The following is a 22,212-nucleotide window of genomic DNA, read 5'->3' as shown; positions in this document are numbered from 1 at the left end:
CATATGAAAATAGGCATTTATTATTCTCAGAACAATAAATGTGAGGCAGTGGCTTAGTATTTAAATTTCACATTCAAACGAATCATACGAGGATCACCCCAATTCACTAATTGCGCATTTGGTGTCGTACCTGCTAGGTATTCTCGGTCAAAGAAGTTTTTAATCGTTAAGCCAGCTCCCCAATGTTTTGCCTCATAACCTGCATTAACATCAAACACTGTATAGCCTGGTAACTCAATATAGGCTGTTCCACGTTGTGCGGTACGTAAACCTTGATAGCGAATGCCTGCACCGATATTCCAGCCTAGTTTGTCAGGACTAAAATAATATTGAGTCGATAATGTTCCCGCATTTTTAGGTACATGGTTGGCTCTTTTCCCAATTTCACTTTCCGTTACACTTTGCATCACTTTCGCAGTTGGGATGTAACTATAAGTGGCAGATGCATTCCATTGATCCGTCAAAGATGCTGCCATTTCAGCTTCAAAGCCTTTGGTTTTTTGTTCACCTGTTTGGATGGAATAAGCACCACTGGCATCTGATTCAGTTACATTTTTACGTGTGAGGTCATAATAAGCAACATAACCTTGCAAGCGTTGATTTAAGGCTTGAAGTTTAATACCGATTTCTGCTTGTTTACCTTCTTCAGGATCGAGTAATTCGCCATTTGCACCTGTATCTGTCACTGGCATAAATGAAGTCGCATAGCTGATATAAGGCGCAAACATATCATTGATGCGATACATGACAGAGGCGCTACCTGTAAAGGCTTGATCAGAGTTCTGTGTCGTGGTGTTTTTTAAGATGTTGTCAATTTCAACTTGAGTCCAGTCATGGCGTCCAGATAAGCCAATAATCCAGTTGTCATCAATCTTAACCGTATTGCGAAGATATAAACCTGCATATTGACTATAAGTCAGCTCTTGAGTTGGTGTACCCAGTTTTACGCTGGTAATACCATAACTTGGATTATCCGCATTGAATGAATTAATAGTATCTGTTCGGCGGTAATAATCACTACGCTCTTTCATCATATCCAAGCCAACCATGACATCATAATTGACTCGTCCAAAATTAAAGTTGCGCTGTAAATTACTATCCAACGCATAGTTGATATCTTGCTTATCTTGATTGTTAACTGCACGTTTAATGGTTGGCAATGTGGTATTGCTCGTAGCTAAAACGGCATCACCTTGAGTATCTGTTTTGGTGACAGCAAAGTTTTGTTTATAGGTCCAACCATTATCAAAATAATGTGCATAGTTTGCTCCAGCACGATAGACATCAACGTTATAGCCGTGATCTGGCTCACCAAAGAAAAGATTGTGTGAATAACTCTTATAGGTTGAACTATTGCCATGTGGAATGCCCTGTTGGCGAACATATTCACGGTGCTGATAACTGGCAATAACAGATAAATCGTCCTTTTCACCTAAATCAAAGTTATAAGACGGCGCAATGTAATAGTTTTTGAAATACACATAATCGGTTGGATCATCTTGATCAGAGACTCGACCAACGAGACGGAAAGCACCTTTCTCTGTGTTATTCGGTGCATAGTTAATATCAAAAGTGCCTTCTCTGAGATTGTAGCTACCATAGCTTAAAGTTCCCCGATAAGCGGTTTCTGCCTGTGGGCGCTTTGTGGTTAGGTTGACTAAACCACCAGGTAAAGCAAAACCGAAGCCAACAGAAGTAGGACCTTTGACGACCTCGATCGATTCTAAGCCTGAAATATCTTCTGCTCTTAGTACATTGTCTGATGTCTGTACTCGTAAACCATCAATATAGGTTTGTGAGCTTGAAATTTGTCCACGAATAATAAAGTCATCCCAACCACGACGACCATATTGTCCAGAACTCACACCAGCCACGCCTTCTAAAGCTTCGGAAACGGTTTTTGCTTGTTTCTGCTCGATTTGCTGATTGGTTACCACACTAATTGATTGGGCTGTTTCAAATAAAGGGGCATTTGATCTGAGCACAGCTGTGGCAGTCTTTGCTGCATAGCTATTTTTTTCTTGTTTTTCTGCCTGAACTTTAATCTTCGGCAAGACCTGTGTTGAGGTAGAAGATGCTGTATCTTCCTGTTGTTCAGATTGAGCAAAAGTATGACTTGCCATGACAGCAAGTATAGAAAAAGCGAGGGAGGAGGTACGGAATCGCATGGTGAAAGGATAACTTTACAAAGATAATGCTAATTATAATTATTTTCATTTGCAAAGTTAATGTTTATTACGAATAGTTTGATTTCTTTATTTTTTGGAAATGATTTTTAATATCACAAAATTTAATAAACCACTGATTTAACTAAACTCTTGTGGATCAACATCGATCGAGAGTCTGAGCAAATGCTGACGTGGTAAATGTACCACTTGTTGCCACCATTGACGTAAATAAAAGTGCAGTTTGGCGCGATCAGTGGATAAAATCACCATATGCGCGCGATAACGACCAGCTTTACGTTCCATTGGTGCGGGAATGGGCCCCCAAATATCAACTAAATCTCCAGCCATTGTCCGTAATTGTTGTGCAATATCTGCCAAGAATTGTTGGCTATAATCTCTGTCTTTAGATTCAACACGAACCAATACTGCATAACGATAAGGTGGTAGCAGGGCAATTTTGCGATCAGCCAGCATTTGTTTGGCGACAGTACGATAATCATGTTCAATTAATGTGGTCAGCATCGGATGATCTGGACGCAAACTTTGCAAATAAACACTGCCTTTATGCTCACCACGACCAGCACGGCCAGCGACTTGCACAATCAGCTGTGCAGTTCGTTCAGGTGCACGTGGGTCAACACTGAGCAGTCCTGCATCAATATCTAAAATCGCAACAAGGGTAACATGCGGAAAATGATGGCCTTTGGCCAGCATTTGAGTGCCCAACAAAATGCTCGGTTTATTTTGCTGAATGCGATCATAGATTTTTTGCCAGCTACCGACTCGACTGGTGCTGTCACGATCGACCCGAATCACTTCATGATGTGGAAAAAGCTCCTGTACATGTTCTTCAAGTTTTGCTGTTCCTGTCCCAATCGTTTTTAAGCTTTGTTTCTGACATGCAGGACAATGATCAGGCAGACGATTGATGGTGCCGCAATGATGACAATGCAAATAATGGTAGGGCTGTGAATGCAAAGTAAAATGCGCATCACAATGTGGACAGTTGGCTTGCCAACCACAGCTTTCACACATCAGGATCGGCGCATAACCACGTCGATTTAAAAAGATCAGCACCTGCTCTTTACGCTCTAAAGTATGCTTAATCTGTTCGATCAAGGTTTGGCTGAGACCATACTTCTTTTTTGCGACTTTTAAATCCACCACATACATTTTCGGCAGTACAGCGATGCCCGCACGCTGATTCAACTCAAGCAAATGTAACTTGCCCGATTCCACCAAGTGATAACTGTCAATACTTGGGGTGGCTGAACCGAGAATGACAGGGCAGTTTTGCAAATGGCCACGATACAACGCCACATCACGGGTATGATAACGAAAACCTTCTTGCTGCTTAAAGGAAAGATCATGTTCCTCATCTAGAATGATTAAGCCCAAATGCGGCAGTGGGGTATAGATTGCTGAACGTGTGCCAATAATAATGGAAGCTTTGCCCGTTTGTGCATGTTGCCATGCCTGTAAACGTTTTGAGTCATTTAAGCCTGAGTGCAGTAAAGCCACATCACAGTGAAAGCGTGACTTAAAACGAGCGATCGTTTGCGGGGTTAGACCAATTTCAGGCACTAGTACCAATACTTGTTTGCCTTGTTTTAACACCTCATACATAACTTGCAAATAAACTTCAGTTTTGCCACTGCCAGTCAAACCATCGAGTAAAAATGCCTGATAGTGATGTTGTGCTTTGAGGATCTGTTGAATGGCTTTCTTTTGATCTTCGTTCGGTGTTAAAGGCACTTGAGCCAATTGCACAGGTGTAGGGGTGAAATCATGCGGTTCTAGGCAGCATTCAACTAAGCCCTTTTTTTCTAATGCCTTTAAAGTTGAGGTTTCTACACCACTGAGATTGAGCACATTCTCCGTAGAACCATGTGGATGAAGCTTCAAAACCTGATAGGCATCATACTGTTTTTGAGAGCGTTTTAATAAGGCATTCGGGTCATCGTATGGGATGATTTTCCATAAATGAAACAGAATGTCTAAGGCGCGACCTTGTCTTAATAAAGTAGGTAGGGCACTTTGCATCACTTCACCAATCGGGAATTGGTAATATTGGGCTGACCATGTCAACAAAGTTAAAACTTGTTGGTCTAAAATCGATTCCTGATCGAGTAATTCTGTGATGGGTTTAAGTTTAAATTGCCCTGTAAATGCTTCGTTTGGATCAACTTTCTCCGTAATGATTCCCACGAGATTTTGCCGTCCAAAAGAAATCGCGACACGTGCACCGATTTGAGCTTGTGCGTATTGTTCAGCGCTGACCGTATAGTCAAACGTGTCATATACATAAACGGGTATTGCAACTCGAATACGGTACAGAATCGCGTTAGAATTTTCGGTAGGCATATAGGCTTCATTCATGGGTAAAATGGCATGACTGCATGTCATGGAATTATGCTAAAGTGCGAAGTGTTATGTCGATGAATTTCTTGTGAAACTCTTAGGTTTCATTTCAAACACGGATGCAACTGTAACAACAACTATTTTGGGACAATTAGAACAGAACCATGCCTGCTTATCAATTTACTGCGCTTGATGCCTCTGGAAAGCAACATAAAGGTGTGCTGGAAGGGGATTCTGCACGCCAAATTCGTCAACAGTTACGCGATAAAGCATGGACACCCATTGCGGTCGATGCCGTTGAGCAAAAAGACAAACAGCAACAACGCTCATGGTTTAAAAAAAGCTTTAGCGCCTATGATCTGGCGTTGATGACCCGTCAGCTTTCAGTGCTGGTTGCAGCAGGTATTCCGCTGGAAGAAGCCTTGCGTGCGGTCAGTAAGCAAAGCGAAAAGGCCCATGTGCAAAACCTGTTGATCGCTGTGCGTTCCAAAGTGCTGGAAGGTCATTCATTAGCACAAAGTATGCAACAAGCAGGTCGTTTTCCTGAGCTCTATATTGCCACAGTTGCGGCAGGTGAGCGTTCGGGGCATCTGGACCTGATTTTGGACCAGCTTTCAGACTACACTGAAAACCGCTTTGCCATGCAAAAGAAAATTCAGGGCGCGATGATTTATCCGATTGTACTGATGTTGATGTCTTTCGGAATTGTCATGGGTCTAATGACCTATGTCGTGCCTGAAATCGTCAAGACTTTTGAGCAAAGTAAGGAAGCCTTGCCGTGGATTACGGTTGTGCTGATGAAAGCCAGTACCTTTATTCGCCATACATGGATTGCAATGCTGATCCTTGCTGTGATTGCAATCATTCTGTTTACACGGTTTCTAAGAACCACCGCAGGGCATTATGCCTTTGACCGTTTAACACTCAAGTTGCCTCTGTTTGGTAAACTCTCGCGTGGTATCAATGCAGCACGTTTTGCCAGTACGCTGTCGATTTTGACCCGTTCAGGTGTACCTTTGGTTGAAGCGTTACGCATTGGCGCGGAAGTGAGCAATAACTGGGTGATTCGTGATGCGATTGAAGTGGCGATGGAACGTGTAACAGAAGGTGGTAATTTGGCAACACAATTGGAGCGTTGCGGTTATTTCCCACCCATGATGGTACAAATGATTCGAAGTGGTGAAGCGTCAGGTGAACTGGATCGCATGTTGGACCGTGCATCCACGATGCAGGATCGGGAAGTCACCACCTTTATCTCCACCTTGCTGGCATTGCTGGAACCGTTGATGCTGGTGTTTATGGCAGGTATCGTATTGGTAATTGTGATTGCGGTGATGTTGCCAATTATTAATATGAATAATATGATCTAGGAAATTTGATGTTTGAGATGAAAATGAATAATTCAGTGAGTGAACAGCATTCTAAGCATAATCTTAATTCTGCCACTCGAAGCACAGCTTCTCGCCTTGTGGCAGGGTCGAGCGTTGCTCGACTTAATCCTTCCTCAGGATTCACCCTGATCGAAGTGATGGTGGTGATTGTAATTTTAGGTGTATTGGCTGCGCTGATTGTACCTAATGTGATGGGACGTGGTGAAAAAGCCAAAGTAGATACCACCAATATTACCTTAAAAGGTGTTGCAGGTGCTTTGGATCAATATAAGCTCGATAATGGTCGTTATCCATCGATGCAAGATGGTGGTTTAGATGCTTTGGTCAACAAACCTGCGGCCGCTAAAAACTGGTTGCCAGGTGGTTATGTTAAAGGTGGTTATCCAAAAGACAGTTGGGAAAATGATGTTCAATATGTGATTCCTGGCCGTGAAGGTCGCGCGTTTGATTTATATTCGTTTGGTGCGGATGGTAAAGAAGGCGGCGAGGGTAATGATGCCGATATTTATTATCAGCCATAATGCTTGAATAAAATATCACTTCATTTTTTTGATTAAATAAATCAAGAGTGAAGTGATAATGTTTATTGATTAATAATTTTTTCCTAAGTTTTTGAAAAATATGTAAAAATAAAATATTAACTATGTGAGATTTATAATAAGAATTATTCCCATGCTTAATGGTTACAAGAAACAATGAATTATGTAGGTAAATAGACTTTTCCTTTAAATCAAAGCTTTGCATAATAAATTCAGACCATTTAAATCAGGCATGGAGTGAGCAAATGAAAGCATTTTTTATGTTGGATGAACTGAATCAGTTTCATTGGGCAATGCTTAAATCTGTCTTACTGATTTTAATGTTATTGCCGATTACAGAAGGGGCTTTAAGTTTATGGCATGCTACAGAAGGTAGCAGCCAGATCATGATTGGTTTTTTTGCATTAAGCATGTTGAGTGCATGGTTTGTACTGTGTTTTCTAAGTGCCTTAAAAACAACCGTATGGGATAATCAGGAGATGATTTCCAGATATGAGCAATTGTTGTTTAAGGCTTACCGTTATATTCCGATGTTGTTTTTATCGAGTCTGGTTGCATATTTATCCGTGCAATTGCCATTGGCCTTGTAACTCAAAGATCAATCCCGTTATAAAAAAAGAGCGTTGATTCAAACGCTCTTTTCATCTTACCGCCGTGACTTAAAGGAAACATCAACTTTACGTGGGCGATAAATCCATCCCATCACTAACAATAATAGTGAGAAAATCAAGATTGGATAATCACTCAAACGATTATATAACGTTTGCCCTTGCATTGCAGGTAAATCACCACGTAATACGAACTCTTCATCCAGAGGTGCTTGTTTCAGGATATGGCCATTGTGGTCAATAAACGCAGTCACGCCTGTATTGGTGGCACGAATAAACCAGCGACCATTTTCTTTGGCGCGCATTTGCACCATTTGTAGATGTTGCCAAGGTCCAGCCGTTCCTGTAAACCAGGCATCATTTGAAACAGTAATTAAAAAGTCGCTATTGGATGCATTGCGGCGAGTGAGGTTCGGGTAGGCGACTTCATAACAAATGGCAGCAGCAAGCGCATGTCCTTTGATGGTTAGGGGCTCTTGGTTGGGTTCTCCACGTGAAAAACCACTCATACTGATATCATTTTGCATCGCAGGTAAAACCCATTTCAGCATTCCTGAAAGAGGAATATATTCGCCAAATGGAACAAGACGTTGTTTTTTATACAAGCCATGCGAGTCACTGCCTGAAGCCATAATACTATTGTAATATAAGGGTTCACCCACTTGTTGAGACTTTGGCAGATCCCAGTAAGGGATGCCAGTCACCCAAGCGCTATCTGCTTTTTTTGCTTGAATATCCATTGCTTTTAAAAAGTCTGGAATATCCGTTTGAAATAAGGGAATTGATGATTCAGGCCAAACGATAAGATCACGACCCCATTCCGCACGGGTTAAAGTGGCATAAATTTCTAAGGTTTTAATTTGATACTCAGTCAGCCATTTCAGGTCTTGAGGAATATTGCCCTGAATCAGAGACACACTCAGTGGCTTGGCAGCTTTTGGCTGAACAAACTGGATGAATCCAGCACCCCATGCACCCGCTATCAGTAGTGCAGAAGGAATAGCCCAGAACCAACGACGATTTAAAATTTCGACCAAAGCACATGCCAACACAATGACCACAAATGAAACTGCATAAATGCCAAATAAAGGCGCATAGCCATCCAGTAGCCGTTCAGTAAATGCATATCCAGCAAACAACCACGGAAAACCTGTGAATACCCAAGTTTTTGCCCACTCAAATAGCACCCAGAGTGGTGCAAAGGTGAGTGGTGTTTCTGGGAAAAAGCGACGGTACAGCCATGTTTGAAAAGCTGTAAATAAACCCATGGCTGCTGCCATAAAGACAATCATCAGGATGCTTAAAAAGGCATTGGTATCGCCATAGGTATGAATGGAGGTGAAGAGCCAGAACGCGCCGACAAACCATAAACCAAAACCATAGGCCCAACCTAGCGCAAAAGCTTGGCGTGGGTTACGCTGACGTAATACAGCATATAATATAGCTGGTGATAGAATCGCCAGCCACCAAAAATAATAAGGTGCTAAAGCTAAACTAAAGATTGCACCTGAAATGAGTGCAATCAAAAGAGGGAAAATAAAGGGTAACTGTTTTTGCGGTTGAGAAGTTTTTAACAGCTTTTCAAAATAGGCTCTCATTGACGTACAGCTCGAATCAGATGAATAGTGCGTGCATCTGCTTCAATAATGGTAAATTGCCAATCTCCAAGCTCAATGGTTTGACCTTGTAAATCGCTCACTAAACCAATCTCTTGCAGCAGCAAACCGCCCATAGTTTCAACTTCATCATCAGAAAAATCAGCATCTAAAATAGTGTTGAAATGTTCAATTGGTGTAAGTGCCTGCACAATCCATGTATTGGCCGTAGTGGGATCATTGTCAGGTACGATATATAGTGCTTCTTCATCGGCAATATCGTGTTCGTCTTCAATTTCACCGACGATCTCTTCGAGAATGTCTTCAAGGGTGACTAGGCCAGAAGTTGAACCATATTCATCGATGACAATCGCAATATGTGTTTGGGTGTTTTTAAGCATACGTAACACTTGGTCTGAACGTGCACTTTCAGGTACAAACAAAGGTTGGCGCATCAGAGCGCGAATATCGACTTTGACATTGCGCTCAGTTAAGAAAGGCAATAGGTCTTTGGCCAAAAGGATACCCACTACATTGTCACTTTGATCTGCTGAAAACACAGGGAAGCGTGAATGCGCTGAATCAATCAGCACATGCAGAATATCAAGTAACTGGTCATCTTCCTGTAAGCTGATAATTGCTGTACGTGGCGTCATGACTTCCCGAATTTTTGTTGCTGGTAGATCGAGCACACCCTCAAGCATAGCAACAGTATCTGGTTCTAAAAAACGACGTGAGTCTTGAACTAACCTGAGTAATTCATCGCGGGTTTCAGGTGCAGTACCTAACCATTTTCTTAAGCCACGCATACCCCACGACGGACTGGATTCCTCGACCATGATCTTTCCTAAAGACTCTCTATATCAATTAGATGTTTTTCATCATACCGAAGAAAAAGCGGATATGCATCAATAAAACGATGCGAAAAATGTACAGTTTTTCAAAAAGCTGTTGATAATTTTTATCGACTTACTTTATGTTAAAATGTGAATATTAAAATATATGAGTATGATGATGTCCGAACAACCTCAACTTCCCACTGTTCAACTGAATACCAGAGGTTTACGTTGTCCTGAGCCTGTGATGATGCTGCATCAGGCTATCCGCAAGGCAAAGTCGGGTGATATCGTCGAGGTGTTTGCTACTGATCCTTCTACATCCTGGGATATTCCCAAATTCTGTATGCATTTAGGGCATGAACTATTATTAAAAGAAGAAAGTCTCGATGAAAACAGTCACACTGAATATCGCTACTTGGTACAGAAAGGGTAGTCTGGATATTGAATTAAATTTGAGGAAATGGCTCAGTGAAATTAAAACAGTTTGAAAAACACATGTGGGTTTTTGAAACTTTGATTGATGAGGATATAGAGCAGCAATTTGATGAAGCATTGGAGTACTTGTCTCAAGGCAGTTTACTTGCATCAGAGCTGACGCTAACCAAGCTACTTTCTGAGTATCCCCAACATATTGATGCTTGGGTTCATCTTGGGTTGGTTTATGAATATTCTGGTCGAAAAATGGAATCTTATCTCGCTTTGCGTGAGGCTCATCGTATTGGACTGGCAGCATTTCCCACTACATTTAACTGGGATAAAGATTTATTGGAATGGGGCTTTATTGAGAACCGTCCATTTTTAAGGGCTTGCTTTAATTTAGCCTTGCATATGGCTGATACACCGATGGCTGTTGAGGCAGAGCAGATTTTTACAAGATTAGTCAAGATATCCCCAAATGATCATCAGGGAGCACGCTATCTGTTATTAAAACGCTTTCTTGAAACAGGGAATAAATTAAAATTGCAATGGTTGGACACCAAGTATCCAGAAGACCATAGCCCTGAATTTTTATATGGAAAAGTCTTGTTTGCATTAATGCAGCAAGATATGGATAGGGCTAAAGCTGCATTTTCTGAAGCAAAAACGGCTTTTCCACTGGTTGCCCGAGAACTCAAGAAAAAACGTCATCCTCGACCTGCTGGATTTAATGAGGGATATATCACGGTAGGCGGCAAAGATCAGTCATTTGTCTACTGGAGAGAGTTTGGTGACTTTTGGAAAATAGACAGTCCTGCTTATGAATTTTTATTGGCTAATATATAGCCATACTATGAATAGGCCCCGATCTTTTGCGACAGGGCGATTCCTTAATTTGTTATGCTTCCTTGATCAAGCTATTTTTAAGCAAATGTTCAAACTTGGCAATAGCTGTAATTTCATGCCATTGAATATTCTGATGTTTGAGTTACTTAAAAACCTTTCCTTTATATCGATAAAAAGAAAAAATTGAATTGATTTTAGCTTGCATGTCAAAAGTAACAAAGCCCCAATCTTTCAATCAGGGCTTTGAGTAATAGTTATGTAATAGATGACATGTTTGGATACTAATTACATGTTAGGGTAATTAGGACCACCACCACCCTCAGGGGTTACCCAAGTAATGTTTTGTGAAGGGTCTTTAATGTCACAAGTCTTACAGTGTACACAGTTTGCTGCGTTAATCTGGAAGCGCTTAGAACCATCATCATTTTCCATGATTTCATAAACACCAGCAGGGCAGTAGCGTTGAGCAGGCTCATCCCATTTCGGTAGGTTTACATTCACTGGAATTGATGGATCAGTTAGCTTTAAGTGAGCAGGTTGGTTCTCTTCATGCACTGTATTTGATACGAATACTGAAGATAAACGGTCAAAGGTCAACTTACCATCTGGTTTTGGATAGTTTGGTTTGAACGTCGATGCATCTACAGTTTTAAGTGCAGCAAAGTCTTGTTTTAAGTCATGTAAGGTAAATGGCACTTTAAGGATGTTTTGATCAATAAAGTTAAATGCGCCACCAATCCAAGTACCAAACTTGTGCATCGCTGGACCAAAGTTACGTGCTTGATATAACTCTTCTTTTAACCAAGAGTTATTATACTTATCTGTATAAGTCGTTAACTCTTTAGCAAAATGATCGTCGCCTTCAAGAACGCGAGCAATTGCAAGATCACCACCTTTTGCGACGCCCGCTGCGATTGCTTCAAACACAGCCTCGCCACACAACATACCTGACTTCATTGCAGTGTGAGAGCCTTTGATTTTTGAAAAGTTCAAGAAACCAGCATCATCACCGATCAAGCAACCGCCTGGGAAAGTCAGTTTAGGTAAAGAGTTAAAGCCACCTTTTACAACTGCACGTGCGCCGTAAGAAATGCGTTTACCACCTTCAAGGAATTGCTTAATGGTTGGGTGAGTTTTCCAACGTTGCATTTCCATAAATGGATACATATTTGGATTTTCATAAGATAAATCCACAATCATACCCAAAGTTACTTGGTTGTTCTCAGCGTGGTATAGCCACCAACCACCCGCAGAACCTGTTTCAGATAATGGCCAACCTGCACCATGCATCACTAGACCAGGCTTATGCTTAGCTGGGTCAATTTCCCAAAGTTCTTTAATACCAATACCGTAATGTTGCGGATCAGCATCTTTATCAAGATTATATTTTGCAATTAGGCGCTTACCGAGGTGACCACGGCAACCTTCAGCAAATAGCGTATATTTTGCATGGAGTTCATAACCAGGCGTGAAGTTATGTGTTGGCTCACCATTTTTGCCAATCCCCATATCACCTGTTTGAATCCCTTTCACAGTACCATCTTCATGGTAAAGCACTTCAGAGGCAGCAAAACCAGGGAAAATAGAAACTTCAAGCTCTTCAGCTTTTTGACCTAACCAACGCACAACATTACCGAGGGAAATAACATAGTTTCCTTCGTTGTGCATTGATTTTGGTACCATCCAATACGGCATTTTTTGTGCTTTGGTATCAGACAATAAGAAATAGGTTTCGTCGCCCGTTACAGGTACATTGAGTGGCGCACCTTCTTCTTTCCAGTTCGGGAACAATTCATTCATGGCACGTGGTTCAAGTACAGCACCAGAAAGGATATGCGCACCTACTTCAGAGCCTTTTTCAACAACACACACTGAAAGATCAGGTAGGTTGTTTTCAATCGCTAATTGACGAATTTTAATCGCAGCAGATAAACCCGCAGGCCCTGCGCCTACGATCACTACGTCAAACTCCATCGCTTCACGTTCGATGTGTTCCATGTAGGACTCCTCATATTTTTAAGGGTGGCAACCGTAATATTGCGATTCGGTGCTGCCATGAGTGTTCTGAATTACCAAACACAAATGCTACTATTGTGCTTGCAAACATTTGGGATAGTATAGTTTTAAACCTTGGGCTCGCCAATTGGCTGAGCGGTCATATTTTCTCGTCAGCAAGGCATAAACTATGATAAATGAAAATGATTCTTCACAAAACCCTTTAGAAAATCAGGGAAAAATCATGTTTTCTGATGATAAAAACTTAATGAACATTTCACAATACTTAAAAGATGTACAGCAAAGTCACAAAAGGTCAATTCCACCTTTAGACCAATGGCATCCAAAACATTGTGGCAAAATGGATTTGAAAGTAAAAGCCAATGGTGAATGGTGGCACGAAGGTCAATTGATCAAGCGGCAGGCGCTATTGGATTTGTTTACTAAAGTACTTTGGAAAGAAGAGGGTAAATTTTATCTTAAAACACCTGTAGAGCAGATTGAAATTGAGGTAGAAGATGAGCCTTTATTAATCAATCATGTGGATCAAATTGAAATCGATGGAAAATCTTATTTGCAAGTCTCTACAACCAATCAGGACGTCGTGATTGTGGATGAAACACATCCTATTTTTATGCGTGAATATGCAGGTGAATTACGCCCATATGTACATATACGTTTTGGTATCAATGCTTTAATCCAGAGACAAAGTTTTTATCATCTCGTGAACTATGGTTCTTTGTCTGAAAATGCTCAAGGTGAGGCTGTTTTAACGTTAAAAAGTGGTGATTTGGTCTTGCATTTGAGCACCTGAGGTTTAAGCTTAAAAGATTAGATAAATTATTGCTCACGTGTGTATGACAGTTGTTCAACCTATGCCTCTCTTATTGGATCCTATGCCACACGCATCTGCTGATGCGCCAATTGGGGTTTTTGATTCGGGTATTGGTGGATTATCGATTGCACAAGAAATTGCACAACATTTACCGAATGAACGCATTCTTTATTATGCAGATACAGCGCATGTTCCCTATGGTGCGCGTTCAGATCAAGAGATTCGCAAGCTTACTGCTCAAGCAATTGAGTGGTTGTATCGACAAGGTTGCAAAATTGCAGTTGTCGCTTGTAACACTGCTTCAGCTTTTAGTTTGGATTATTTGCGAGATTATTATGGTGAGCGTTTTCCAATCGTAGGTTTAGTTCCTGCGTTGAAGCCTGCTGTGATCCAAACCCAATCTAAAGTTGTAACAGTGTTAGCAACACCAGCAACTTTTCGTGGTCAATTGATTAAAGATGTCATGCTCAAATTTGCTGAACCTGCTGGGGTGAAAGTTCTCGCTGTAACCAGTTTAAAACTGGTACCTTTTGTGGAGTCAGGTCAGCAAATGAGTCAAGGTTGTTTGAATGTATTGCAAGAAATTTTACAGCCTGTTGTTGCTCAAGGTGCGGACTTTTTAGTGTTAGGTTGTACCCATTATCCCTTCCTAAAAGATGCGATTCGTCAGGTTTTTGGTGAAAAGTTAAAGTTAATTGACTCTGGGCAAGCGGTTGCACGACAAACAGCATATATTTTAATAAAAAATAGGTTATTATGTGACAAAATAAGTCATAATATTACACGTATTGAATGTTATGTCAGTGGTAATAATGCGATTGAGTTATCATTAGTGCTCAAACATCTAGTACCAGAACAAATAACATGGACGATTCGCAATTTGGATGAAAGTACTGCTTAAGTGCTTAAAATCTAATCATATTTGTGGTTTGATCTAGGTTATCTATTAATAAAATTTAAGCAAAATAGCTTAAAATTATTGATCAGTGAATTGAGGCTTAGCCTATGCAAGATACCCGTTATCAAGTGTTTATTTCTACGTCTGGCAATGAAATGCAACCAGAGCGAGCAGTCTTGACTCAAACTTTGGTTGGGATGGGTTTCTTTTCGTGGGGCTTAGAACACCGCACACCATTAAGTACCTCTATTGCTCGTCGTCAAATAGATGACTGTGATTACGTCGTAATCTTATTAGGTAGCCAGTATGGCGAACAATCCGTTTCAGGTGTTGGTTACATGCATCTGGAATATATTTACGCCATGACGAAGCAGAAACCTGTGATTGTATTCATGCATGAAGATCCTGAATCACGTGATGCTGTATTACACGATCATAAATTAGAATTGAGAGAAAAATTCAAAGAGTTTAGAAAACAGCTTCAACATGAAGTTGATCAAGTTTTTACTTATCGGACTTTGCGTGATTTAGAACTTGCGGTACGTTCGAATATGCCACAAATGTTAGAGCGTTATCCTGTGGTCGGTTGGGTGCGTCCGCAAAATACGCAAGTTTTACAAGATGAAATTGACAGTTTGCGTGCAAAAGTAAAACAACTTGAAACTGAAGTTGGAAGTCGAGAAGTCGATCCGATTGCAACTGTTCCAAAGGTATCAATGCATGAGATTTATTCATTTGAATATCGTATGCATGCTTATCAAGATGGTAATTTCAAAGAAGTTAAACCATTCCGTAAAATGACATGGGCACAATTACTGAATGTGCTTGGTTCATCATTTGTGATTCCAACACCTGAAGAATATTTTTCCAAGCGCATGAATGAATATCTAAATGAAACGGGTCTGGATGATGCGCGCAAGGAAATGCCACGCGCGCATGCTGTTTCTCGCGCGCAAATCAATATTCGTGCACTCCATGAAATTAAAACACAAATGCGTCAAAATGAATGGATTATGCCAACTGGCCGTGATGATCGCCAACGGATGTTATGGCAATTGACCTCAAAAGGGCAGAAGTTATTAGAAAGTAACATTTTGGATAGTAATCGGGTTTTTCAATTTAAGACCATGCATTAATTCAATTTAAAAAATAATCATAAAACTGCTAAAGTAATTGAAGAAATTCAGCTATAGCGGAAGCGATCTATGTCAGCTACACCAAAACCAAAAGTGACTGTGGTTTTAGCAAATTTAGGTACGCCAGATGAAGCCACTGTGCCAGCAGTACGTCGATTTTTAAAACAATTTTTATCCGATACACGTGTCATTGAAATCCCGAAACCGATTTGGTGGATTATTTTACATTTATTTGTATTGACATTCCGTCCTAAAAGAGTGGCTGAAGCTTATGCTTCTGTATGGTCAAAAGATTCACCAATGCGAGAAATTGTGCTTGAGCAAACTGAATTGGTGAAGCAACGCTTACAATCGGAAAATCAGCCTTTTGATTTGACGGTTGTTCCTGCTATGACCTATGGGCAACCCAGCATATATGGTGTTTTTGAGCAGCTTGAAAAAAATCCACAAGAGCACGTTATCCTTTTACCTTTATTCCCTCAGTATTCCGCAACATCAACAGCACCCCTTTATGATGCTTTTGCAAAATGGATTCCTAAACAACGCCATTTACCCGGTCTGACGTTAATCAAAGATTATTATCAACATCCCATGTTTATTCAGGCATTGGCGGATAGTGTTGTCGCTTATCAAGCCCAATATGGTAAACCTGAAAAATTATTGATGTCTTTTCATGGTATCCCGCAGCCGTATGCGGATAAAGGTGATCCTTATGCTGATCGTTGTCGTATGACAGCGAAACTCGTCGCTGAAGCATTGCACCTAAATGAGCATGAATGGGCTATTAGTTTCCAATCTCGCTTTGGTAAGCAGGAATGGGTTAAGCCATATACGGATGTGATTTTACAGCAATGGGGGGAGCAAAAAGTTAAATCAGTGCAAGTATTGAGTCCTGCATTTTCGGCGGATTGTTTAGAAACATTGGAAGAGTTGGCCATCCAGAATAAAGAACTGTTTCAACATGCGGGTGGTGGGGAATATGCTTATATTCCTGCTTTGAACAGCGATCAAGCGCATATTGATTTGCTTGCAAGTCTAGTTCAGGCTAATCTTGATGCCCTTACTCATACCTTAGCCCATCGTTAAATTGACGTTTTATTTCGCCAGAGGTTTTTATGCTGCAAGTCAAAATTGTACCCGTTACTGCATTTGCCCAAAATTGTTCTATTCTTTGGGATAGTGAAAGTAAAGAGGCTGTTTTGATTGACGCAGGTGGTGATGCTGCTGTACTCAAACAACAAGTAGAAGCACTCGGTTTAAATGTTAAAGCACTTTGGTTAACGCATGGGCATCTTGATCATGCAGGTGCGGTGGGTGAACTTGCTGAGATATGGAATATTCCAGTGATTGGGCCGCATAAAGAAGATCAGTTTTGGCTTGATATGATCCAAGAAGTCTCAGCACGCTATGGTTTCCCGATCCCACAACCTGTCAAAGTTGATCAGTGGTTAGAGGGGGGCGAAACGTTGAAACTGGGTGAGGATGAATTTGAAGTCCGTTTTGCGCCTGGTCATACGCCTGGTCATGTGATGTTCTATAATGCCAAACATGGTTTGCTATGGACTGGTGATGTATTGTTCAAAGGTTCGATTGGGCGTACTGATTTTCCTAAAGGAAATCACCAGCAATTGCTGGATTCCATCCAGCGTGAATGCTTTAGCTTGCCTGATGAAACTCAGTTTATCTCAGGTCATGGACCGATGAGTACCATCGGCTATGAAAAGCAATTTAATCCTTTTGTGGCAAGTAAAGCAGGTTAGTCCTCGTAATCATCTTCTTGGCGTTGCAAGCCTGATTGAGGGGCATCTTGAGTAGGTAATTTGTATTCATCGCTCGCCCAAGCCCCAAGATCGATTAGTTTGCAACGCTCTGAGCAAAACGGACGAAATTCATTACCTTCCCAAGTGCTGGCTTCACCACAACGAGGGCAGGGAAATGTACGTGGCATAGAAAATTCCTAAAACATAAAACAAATAGATTAGGCAAAAGTAAAGTGAGTTGTTAGACTTATGCCGATTTCTAGATAGTTTGATGAGATTATGTCGATTCGTCAATTTCAAGCACAACGTATGCAAGCCCCTCGTGATTTTATTGCCATTCCTAGTACATCGATTTGTGTCGAAATTGGTGCTGGAAAAGGCAAACATGCCTTGTTGTTTACGGGGCAAAATCCACACACCACGTTGTATGCGATTGAACGAACCAAAGAAAAATTTCTGGCTATGCAAAAACAGCATCAACTAGAACCGCGTGAATATCTCAATCCGATTCATGCCGATGCTTTACCTTGGATTGTGCATGCCCTATATCCTGCACAGGTCGAACAATTTTTTATTCTCTATCCAAATCCAGAGCCGCATAATCCTGCACAACGTTGGCTGAATATGCCATTCTTTGAGTTCTTACTTTCTCGTCTTCAGCCCAATGGCTCGATTACGCTCGCAAGCAATATTCCTGAATATATTGATGAAGCTGAACAGCAGTTGATTGAGCTATGGAAACTGCCATATGAAAAGCAGAAAATTGCAGTAGATTCTGCACGTACTCATTTTGAAATTAAGTACTTAGAACGTGGTGAATTGTGCCAACAATTGATCATTCGAAAACCAGAAGGCTATACAACCCGTTTTGATGATTTTGCACCATTGCAAGGGCAGAATATTCAAGAGAACCTTGATGTCTAAACGCATTGCGATTATTGGTGCAGGTCCAGCGGGCTTGATGGCTGCTGAAGTGTTGAGTCAATACAACTATCAAATTGATGTGTTTGAACAAAAACCTTCTGCAGCGCGCAAGTTTTTAATGGCGGGCAAAACAGGTTTAAATATCTCACATGCTGAGCCTGTAGACGTATTTATCCAACGCTATGATCGTACCGATTGGTTGAGCCCTTGGGTGAAACAATGGGATGCTCAGTGGATTCAAAATTGGATGCAAGGTCTTGGGATTGATTCCTATATCGGCAGTTCAGGGCGTGTGTTTCCAGTAGAAATGAAAGCAGCACCGCTACTTCGTGCTTGGTTAAAGCGATTGATTCAGAAAGGCGTAAAATTCCATTATCGTCATCGTTGTGTGGATTTATCCAACAATCAACTCAAGATAGAGAATCAGACTCAGCAATTTAGTGCAACTTATGATGCGATTATTTTGGCCTGCGGAGCAGTGTCATGGTCACAATTAGGCAGTGATGGGGCGTGGCAGCAATGGCTTTCCACCGATGAAATTGAACCATTTCAGGCTAGCAATGCTGGGGTGCTGAAACAATGGTCGCCGTTTATGCAAGATTGTTTCGGTCAGCCACTCAAACGAGTTGATGCGTGGGTTACAACTGAGCGAAAGACACATGGTGATATCATCATTACGCACTATGGTTTTGAAAGTGGTGTGATTTATAAATTGGGACGTGATTTAAGAACACAGCTGAGCCAAAAGAAAAACCTAAAACTTCACCTAGACTTACTTCCAGATCTCAGTATTGAACAATTAGAAAATAAATTACAAGGCAGTAAGAAGCAGTCTCTTACCAATCTTTGGCGTAAAGCAGGCTTGGATCAGGTCAAAATTAATCTGCTTCGGGAAATCGTTGATAAAAGCTTATGGTCAGATGCCAAGCAAATGGTGCAGCAGATCAAGCATCTCAGTATTTCTTTAGATGGCTTCCGTCCAATCGAAGAAGCGATTAGCTGTGCGGGCGGGGTCAAGCAAGATATTTTATCTCCACAATTGCAATTGAAATCTAATCCTTATGTGTTTTGCTGTGGCGAAATGCTGGACTGGGATGCACCAACAGGTGGATATTTGCTGACGGCTTGTTTTGCCACAGGGCGAGCAGCAGGGCAAGGCGTACAACATTTTTTAAGCAGATAAATACGCTGTTTTGTACTTTGTTTGATATGTGAATAGTGTTAGTTTTGAGTAGTCAATAAATATAGGATGTATGATGATATGTCTGAACAATCGCCAGTATATCAAGGGAGTTGTTTATGTCAGGGCATCCGCTACGAAATTCAGGGTGAAATTGGTGAGATCGTCCAATGCCATTGTCAGCGTTGCCGTAAAGCTAACGGGACGGCTTATGCCACCAACGCACCGATTAGTAGTAGAGATTTTAAAATTATACAAGGTGAGCACCTCGTTAAAAAATTTGCTGTTGCAGGTGTTTATCGCTGGTTTTGTGGCGAATGTGGTTCACCACTCATTAGCTCACGTGATATGCAGCCAGAATTGTATCGTTTAAGAATTGGTACATTGGATACACCTTTACAGCAAAAACCAAGCATGCATATTTTCGCGGCGTCAAAAGCAGAATGGGACTGCATTACAGATGATTTACCACAATATACCGAACGCCCATAAGTAGGTAGTGCAACCATCATGATTTTTGAAACCTCCGAGTTAGATGCCAATCAGATCTATCGTTTGTTGGTTGGGGGAATTACGCCTAGACCCATCGCATGGATCAGTACAATTTCTGCTGGTGGCGTGGCTAATATAGCCCCTTATTCATTCTTTAACGTTGCGAGTTGTAATCCTCCCATCCTTTGGTATTCACAAGTCAATCCAAGAGATGGGCAAGATAAAGATACTTTGAGGAATTTAATCGAGACGCAACAATGTGCGATTCATATTGTAAATTCACAACTACTTGAACAGATGAATTTATCTTGTGCTTTATTGCCCCCAGAGCAAAGTGAGTTTGATTTTGCTGAGATTGAGTCTGAACCGAGCCATGCAGTCGCAGCCTTGGCAGTAAAATATGCACCAGTGCGTTACGAATGCCAATTAAGAGAGGTGATTCAACTCAGTAGCTTAGCATCTGGAGGTACAGTCGTATTGCTGGATGTCAAATCGATTTATGTCGATGATCGGTTGTGGGATGGGCAGATGATTGATCAGCAGCAACTCGATAGTGTTGGGAAAATGGGTGGCGATTTTTATAGTTTAACAACAAATTTATCTAAACTGGTTAGACCCAACATTACAATAGAAAATGATGATAAAAAAGGAGGTTAAGTACCTCCTTTATCTTATTTTGCAGTCAGTGCTTTACCTTCAAACTTCACGCCATCCCAGCCATTTTGCATAAACTGACGGATATTTTGATGATCTGTTGCTTCAGGTGTCGCCAATACAGATGCATAATGTTCCGCAAATAAACTGAGCGTCTCCGCTTGATTTAAGCCTTCGATTTGCGCAAAGCTGAGTACTTTTGCGCTGCCTTGGTTTTCGGTTTCAGCATTTGATTGTGCGCCATTTTGAAAGGCTGTTGGCGTATGTTGATAACGCGCTTCAATAAATGCCAATACGTCTGCAAACTTTGCTGAACCATCTTTAAGTTGTGCCAATAAGCTTTGAGCCATTTCAAAATTCCATATTTGGTGAAGTAATGCCCACATCATAACATTTAAATACAGTATCGTATTTGAACTGGATGTTGTAATCTTGGTAGTTTATGCTCAAAGCGAGCATCAATCTTTTGAATAATAATGAATAGACACCGTTTAAGGTGGTCCTCACCCTGGTCTACATTGCGATTTTTCGCACCGATATTAAATTGTCGTTTTGTCTTGCAACTCCGTCGTATGGTAATGCGCATACTTCCTTTTATGCGTTTACAAAGTCAGGTGAGCAATGTGGTTTATTTGTCTTGGTTGGTGGATGTTGAGCAAGTTCGCCAGCGTTATCCAGATCCTGTTATTTTATGGGAAAAGCAGGGCAAAACCATCTTTACTATTTTAACTTATCAGCACCAGCATTTTGGCTTTAATTTCCTTGGAAAAGTACGCCAGTTAATGCCTTCACTTCGGCAAAGTAATTGGCGCTTTTATTTAAATGAATCAAAGCCCAAGACCGTAATCTTTGAACAAGTGATCATTGATCAAGCTTTGTATGTGATCGGTGGTCGCCTCGCCAGTGATGTGATGCCTGCGCAATATGCACCAAATTTTCAGCATCAACGAGATGGAAACGCGATTCATACTCGTATTCGCATGGATGAAGATTATTCTTTTAGCAGTGATATACACATCACCATGCAAAAACGTTTACCTGAGGCTTGGCAAAGCTTATTTTCCTCATGGGAGGAGACCGTTCAATTTTTGGTGGATCAAGATCATGCGTGGGCTGAATGGATTGACCAACCGACTCGGATGTCGCAAGGAGATATCAACATGCCTGTGCAATTTCAACAAATTCAGGCTGCTGAGATTGATAAATTACAGGCTCCTCAATTGTTGCAACAATTTGGTTTAGATGATGATACCGCAGCTTTTACTTTTGTGGTTCCTAAACTGGATTTTTATGTGGTGGGAGAAAAAGTATTGCCAGAATCTCAATAAATTGTGGATAACTTTGTGTTTATAAACAGCAGTTGAGTTGTCTAAAAATTATGTTATTTTAGAGCAAAGGAGATGGCATTCCTCCTATTACAAACCGCCGTTTTGGCTAATGATGCCTACGTTACCCTGAACAGGGGGCGTAGGTTTGTGCGTGCTCTGTTCCCATTTTGGAGTTCGCAAATGAAAAAATTTCAGAAAATTAGCTATAAACTCATGCTGAATATCATTTTAGCTCCAGCGCAGTGT

General features: G+C 41.1%; 22 protein-coding genes and 1 riboswitch. Of the genes, 15 read left to right on the top strand and 7 right to left on the bottom strand.

Translation table 11 applies throughout. The features are described from left to right. Positions 1-53: 53 nt before the first annotated feature. The gene (locus F908_RS13195) at positions 54-2,168 is read right to left on the bottom strand and encodes a TonB-dependent siderophore receptor (RefSeq protein WP_005162830.1); all 2,115 of its coding nucleotides are present in this window, start codon (positions 2,166-2,168) and stop codon (positions 54-56) included. Between the two features lie 138 nt (positions 2,169-2,306). Further along, entirely contained in the window at positions 2,307-4,547 is a 2,241-nt protein-coding gene (locus tag F908_RS13190; protein WP_005162828.1) for a primosomal protein N', read from the bottom strand. Between the two features lie 146 nt (positions 4,548-4,693). Between F908_RS13190 and gspF the strand changes: the two genes are divergently transcribed. The 3 genes from gspF (at position 4,694) to F908_RS13175 (ending at position 7,049) form a co-directional block, all read left to right on the top strand. After that, positions 4,694-5,899, top strand: coding sequence for a type II secretion system inner membrane protein GspF (gene gspF / locus F908_RS13185; RefSeq protein WP_005162820.1), 1,206 nt, complete (start codon positions 4,694-4,696; stop codon positions 5,897-5,899). Positions 5,900-5,907: 8 nt separating this feature from the next. Then, a complete protein-coding gene (gene gspG / locus F908_RS13180; RefSeq protein WP_005162817.1) occupies positions 5,908-6,441 on the top strand; it encodes a type II secretion system major pseudopilin GspG in 534 nt (177 codons plus the stop codon). Positions 6,442-6,704: 263 nt separating this feature from the next. Then, a complete protein-coding gene (locus tag F908_RS13175; RefSeq protein ID WP_005162813.1) occupies positions 6,705-7,049 on the top strand; it encodes a hypothetical protein in 345 nt (114 codons plus the stop codon). A 56-nt stretch (positions 7,050-7,105) separates the two neighbouring features. On the opposite strand, the gene lnt is transcribed toward F908_RS13175, so the two are convergent. Further along, positions 7,106-8,665, bottom strand: a complete 1,560-nt coding sequence (gene lnt / locus F908_RS13170) for an apolipoprotein N-acyltransferase (protein WP_005162805.1) — start codon at positions 8,663-8,665, stop codon at positions 7,106-7,108. Beyond that, on the bottom strand, positions 8,662-9,501 hold the full coding sequence (locus F908_RS13165; RefSeq protein WP_005162800.1) for an HlyC/CorC family transporter: 840 nt from the start codon (positions 9,499-9,501) through the stop codon (positions 8,662-8,664). Before F908_RS13165 ends, lnt begins: the two co-directional genes overlap by 4 nt. Before the next feature lie 175 nt (positions 9,502-9,676). On the opposite strand from F908_RS13165, the gene tusA reads away from it, so the two are divergent. Together tusA and F908_RS13155 are read left to right on the top strand one after the other, a co-directional pair. Continuing rightward, positions 9,677-9,934: a sulfurtransferase TusA gene (tusA, locus tag F908_RS13160; protein WP_005162798.1), complete on the top strand. Its 258-nt coding sequence runs from the start codon at positions 9,677-9,679 to the stop codon at positions 9,932-9,934. Positions 9,935-9,969: 35 nt separating this feature from the next. Continuing rightward, on the top strand, positions 9,970-10,764 hold the full coding sequence (locus F908_RS13155; RefSeq protein WP_005162796.1) for a tetratricopeptide repeat protein: 795 nt from the start codon (positions 9,970-9,972) through the stop codon (positions 10,762-10,764). A gap of 285 nt (positions 10,765-11,049) precedes the next feature. Here the strand turns inward: F908_RS13155 and F908_RS13150 are convergent, their stop codons facing one another. Then, positions 11,050-12,762, bottom strand: coding sequence for an electron transfer flavoprotein-ubiquinone oxidoreductase (locus F908_RS13150; protein ID WP_005162789.1), 1,713 nt, complete (start codon positions 12,760-12,762; stop codon positions 11,050-11,052). Positions 12,763-12,949: 187 nt separating this feature from the next. On the opposite strand from F908_RS13150, the gene F908_RS13145 reads away from it, so the two are divergent. The 5 genes from F908_RS13145 to F908_RS13125 all read left to right on the top strand — a co-directional run bounded on the left by F908_RS13145 (position 12,950) and on the right by F908_RS13125 (position 17,388). Next, entirely contained in the window at positions 12,950-13,573 is a 624-nt protein-coding gene (locus F908_RS13145) for a DUF1285 domain-containing protein (protein ID WP_005162784.1), read from the top strand. A gap of 43 nt (positions 13,574-13,616) precedes the next feature. Then, positions 13,617-14,495 (top strand): glutamate racemase, encoded by an 879-nt coding sequence (murI, locus tag F908_RS13140; RefSeq protein ID WP_005162782.1) that lies wholly within the window; start codon positions 13,617-13,619, stop codon positions 14,493-14,495. A gap of 104 nt (positions 14,496-14,599) precedes the next feature. Beyond that, on the top strand, positions 14,600-15,628 hold the full coding sequence (locus F908_RS13135; protein ID WP_005162780.1) for a DUF4062 domain-containing protein: 1,029 nt from the start codon (positions 14,600-14,602) through the stop codon (positions 15,626-15,628). A 69-nt stretch (positions 15,629-15,697) separates the two neighbouring features. Beyond that, the gene (hemH, locus tag F908_RS13130) at positions 15,698-16,714 is read left to right on the top strand and encodes a ferrochelatase (RefSeq protein WP_005162777.1); all 1,017 of its coding nucleotides are present in this window, start codon (positions 15,698-15,700) and stop codon (positions 16,712-16,714) included. Between the two features lie 29 nt (positions 16,715-16,743). Beyond that, on the top strand, positions 16,744-17,388 hold the full coding sequence (locus F908_RS13125) for an MBL fold metallo-hydrolase (RefSeq protein ID WP_005162775.1): 645 nt from the start codon (positions 16,744-16,746) through the stop codon (positions 17,386-17,388). Here the strand turns inward: F908_RS13125 and F908_RS13120 are convergent. Continuing rightward, on the bottom strand, positions 17,385-17,576 hold the full coding sequence (locus F908_RS13120) for a DNA gyrase inhibitor YacG (protein ID WP_005162768.1): 192 nt from the start codon (positions 17,574-17,576) through the stop codon (positions 17,385-17,387). The genes F908_RS13125 and F908_RS13120 overlap by 4 nt on opposite strands. 91 nt (positions 17,577-17,667) lie before the next feature. On the opposite strand from F908_RS13120, the gene F908_RS13115 reads away from it, so the two are divergent. The 4 genes from F908_RS13115 to F908_RS13100 all read left to right on the top strand — a co-directional run bounded on the left by F908_RS13115 (position 17,668) and on the right by F908_RS13100 (position 20,641). Continuing rightward, complete coding sequence (locus F908_RS13115; protein ID WP_005162765.1) at positions 17,668-18,312, top strand: class I SAM-dependent methyltransferase; 645 nt, start codon at positions 17,668-17,670, stop codon at positions 18,310-18,312. Next, positions 18,305-19,495 (top strand): TIGR03862 family flavoprotein, encoded by a 1,191-nt coding sequence (locus F908_RS13110; protein WP_005162762.1) that lies wholly within the window; start codon positions 18,305-18,307, stop codon positions 19,493-19,495. The genes F908_RS13115 and F908_RS13110 overlap by 8 nt, the downstream gene beginning before the upstream one ends. A gap of 78 nt (positions 19,496-19,573) precedes the next feature. After that, positions 19,574-19,984 carry a GFA family protein gene (locus F908_RS13105; protein WP_005162759.1) on the top strand — a complete coding sequence of 137 codons (411 nt, stop codon included), beginning with the start codon at positions 19,574-19,576 and terminating at the stop codon, positions 19,982-19,984. 18 nt (positions 19,985-20,002) lie between these two features. Further along, a complete protein-coding gene (locus F908_RS13100) occupies positions 20,003-20,641 on the top strand; it encodes a flavin reductase family protein (RefSeq protein WP_005162756.1) in 639 nt (212 codons plus the stop codon). A 14-nt stretch (positions 20,642-20,655) separates the two neighbouring features. Here F908_RS13100 and F908_RS13095 read toward each other — a convergent pair whose 3' ends face one another. Then, on the bottom strand, positions 20,656-20,988 hold the full coding sequence (locus F908_RS13095) for a HopJ type III effector protein (RefSeq protein WP_005162753.1): 333 nt from the start codon (positions 20,986-20,988) through the stop codon (positions 20,656-20,658). Positions 20,989-21,114: 126 nt separating this feature from the next. On the opposite strand from F908_RS13095, the gene F908_RS13090 reads away from it, so the two are divergent. Then, a complete protein-coding gene (locus F908_RS13090; protein ID WP_005162752.1) occupies positions 21,115-21,966 on the top strand; it encodes a DUF2071 domain-containing protein in 852 nt (283 codons plus the stop codon). A 59-nt stretch (positions 21,967-22,025) separates the two neighbouring features. After that, positions 22,026-22,092, top strand: a riboswitch (Fluoride riboswitch). Positions 22,093-22,212 lie beyond the last annotated feature (120 nt).

Origin of the sequence: Acinetobacter sp. NIPH 284 (assembly GCF_000369425.1) — a bacterium.
Lineage (GTDB): Bacteria > Pseudomonadota > Gammaproteobacteria > Pseudomonadales > Moraxellaceae > Acinetobacter.
The sequence above is the reverse complement of the archived record's forward strand: the minus strand, read 5'-3'. Positions and strand labels throughout refer to the sequence as shown.

What these genes read in the sequence shown, in the direction of transcription:
- F908_RS13115 (WP_005162765.1), top strand. Translation starts at nt 17,668, where the DNA reads ATGTCGATTCGTCAATTTCAAGCACAACGTATGCAAGCCCCTCGTGAT.
- F908_RS13175 (WP_005162813.1), top strand. Translation starts at nt 6,705, where the DNA reads ATGAAAGCATTTTTTATGTTGGATGAACTGAATCAGTTTCATTGGGCA.
- tusA (WP_005162798.1), top strand. Translation starts at nt 9,677, where the DNA reads ATGTCCGAACAACCTCAACTTCCCACTGTTCAACTGAATACCAGAGGT.
- F908_RS13190 (WP_005162828.1), bottom strand. Translation starts at nt 4,547, where the DNA reads ATGAATGAAGCCTATATGCCTACCGAAAATTCTAACGCGATTCTGTAC.
- F908_RS13145 (WP_005162784.1), top strand. Translation starts at nt 12,950, where the DNA reads ATGATAAATGAAAATGATTCTTCACAAAACCCTTTAGAAAATCAGGGA.
- lnt (WP_005162805.1), bottom strand. Translation starts at nt 8,665, where the DNA reads ATGAGAGCCTATTTTGAAAAGCTGTTAAAAACTTCTCAACCGCAAAAA.
- F908_RS13110 (WP_005162762.1), top strand. Translation starts at nt 18,305, where the DNA reads ATGTCTAAACGCATTGCGATTATTGGTGCAGGTCCAGCGGGCTTGATG.
- F908_RS13100 (WP_005162756.1), top strand. Translation starts at nt 20,003, where the DNA reads ATGATTTTTGAAACCTCCGAGTTAGATGCCAATCAGATCTATCGTTTG.
- F908_RS13120 (WP_005162768.1), bottom strand. Translation starts at nt 17,576, where the DNA reads ATGCCACGTACATTTCCCTGCCCTCGTTGTGGTGAAGCCAGCACTTGG.
- gspG (WP_005162817.1), top strand. Translation starts at nt 5,908, where the DNA reads ATGTTTGAGATGAAAATGAATAATTCAGTGAGTGAACAGCATTCTAAG.
- F908_RS13150 (WP_005162789.1), bottom strand. Translation starts at nt 12,762, where the DNA reads ATGGAACACATCGAACGTGAAGCGATGGAGTTTGACGTAGTGATCGTA.
- F908_RS13095 (WP_005162753.1), bottom strand. Translation starts at nt 20,988, where the DNA reads ATGGCTCAAAGCTTATTGGCACAACTTAAAGATGGTTCAGCAAAGTTT.
- gspF (WP_005162820.1), top strand. Translation starts at nt 4,694, where the DNA reads ATGCCTGCTTATCAATTTACTGCGCTTGATGCCTCTGGAAAGCAACAT.
- F908_RS13105 (WP_005162759.1), top strand. Translation starts at nt 19,574, where the DNA reads ATGTCTGAACAATCGCCAGTATATCAAGGGAGTTGTTTATGTCAGGGC.
- murI (WP_005162782.1), top strand. Translation starts at nt 13,617, where the DNA reads ATGACAGTTGTTCAACCTATGCCTCTCTTATTGGATCCTATGCCACAC.
- F908_RS13195 (WP_005162830.1), bottom strand. Translation starts at nt 2,168, where the DNA reads ATGCGATTCCGTACCTCCTCCCTCGCTTTTTCTATACTTGCTGTCATG.
- F908_RS13090 (WP_005162752.1), top strand. Translation starts at nt 21,115, where the DNA reads ATGAATAGACACCGTTTAAGGTGGTCCTCACCCTGGTCTACATTGCGA.
- F908_RS13125 (WP_005162775.1), top strand. Translation starts at nt 16,744, where the DNA reads ATGCTGCAAGTCAAAATTGTACCCGTTACTGCATTTGCCCAAAATTGT.
- hemH (WP_005162777.1), top strand. Translation starts at nt 15,698, where the DNA reads ATGTCAGCTACACCAAAACCAAAAGTGACTGTGGTTTTAGCAAATTTA.
- F908_RS13135 (WP_005162780.1), top strand. Translation starts at nt 14,600, where the DNA reads ATGCAAGATACCCGTTATCAAGTGTTTATTTCTACGTCTGGCAATGAA.
- F908_RS13165 (WP_005162800.1), bottom strand. Translation starts at nt 9,501, where the DNA reads ATGGTCGAGGAATCCAGTCCGTCGTGGGGTATGCGTGGCTTAAGAAAA.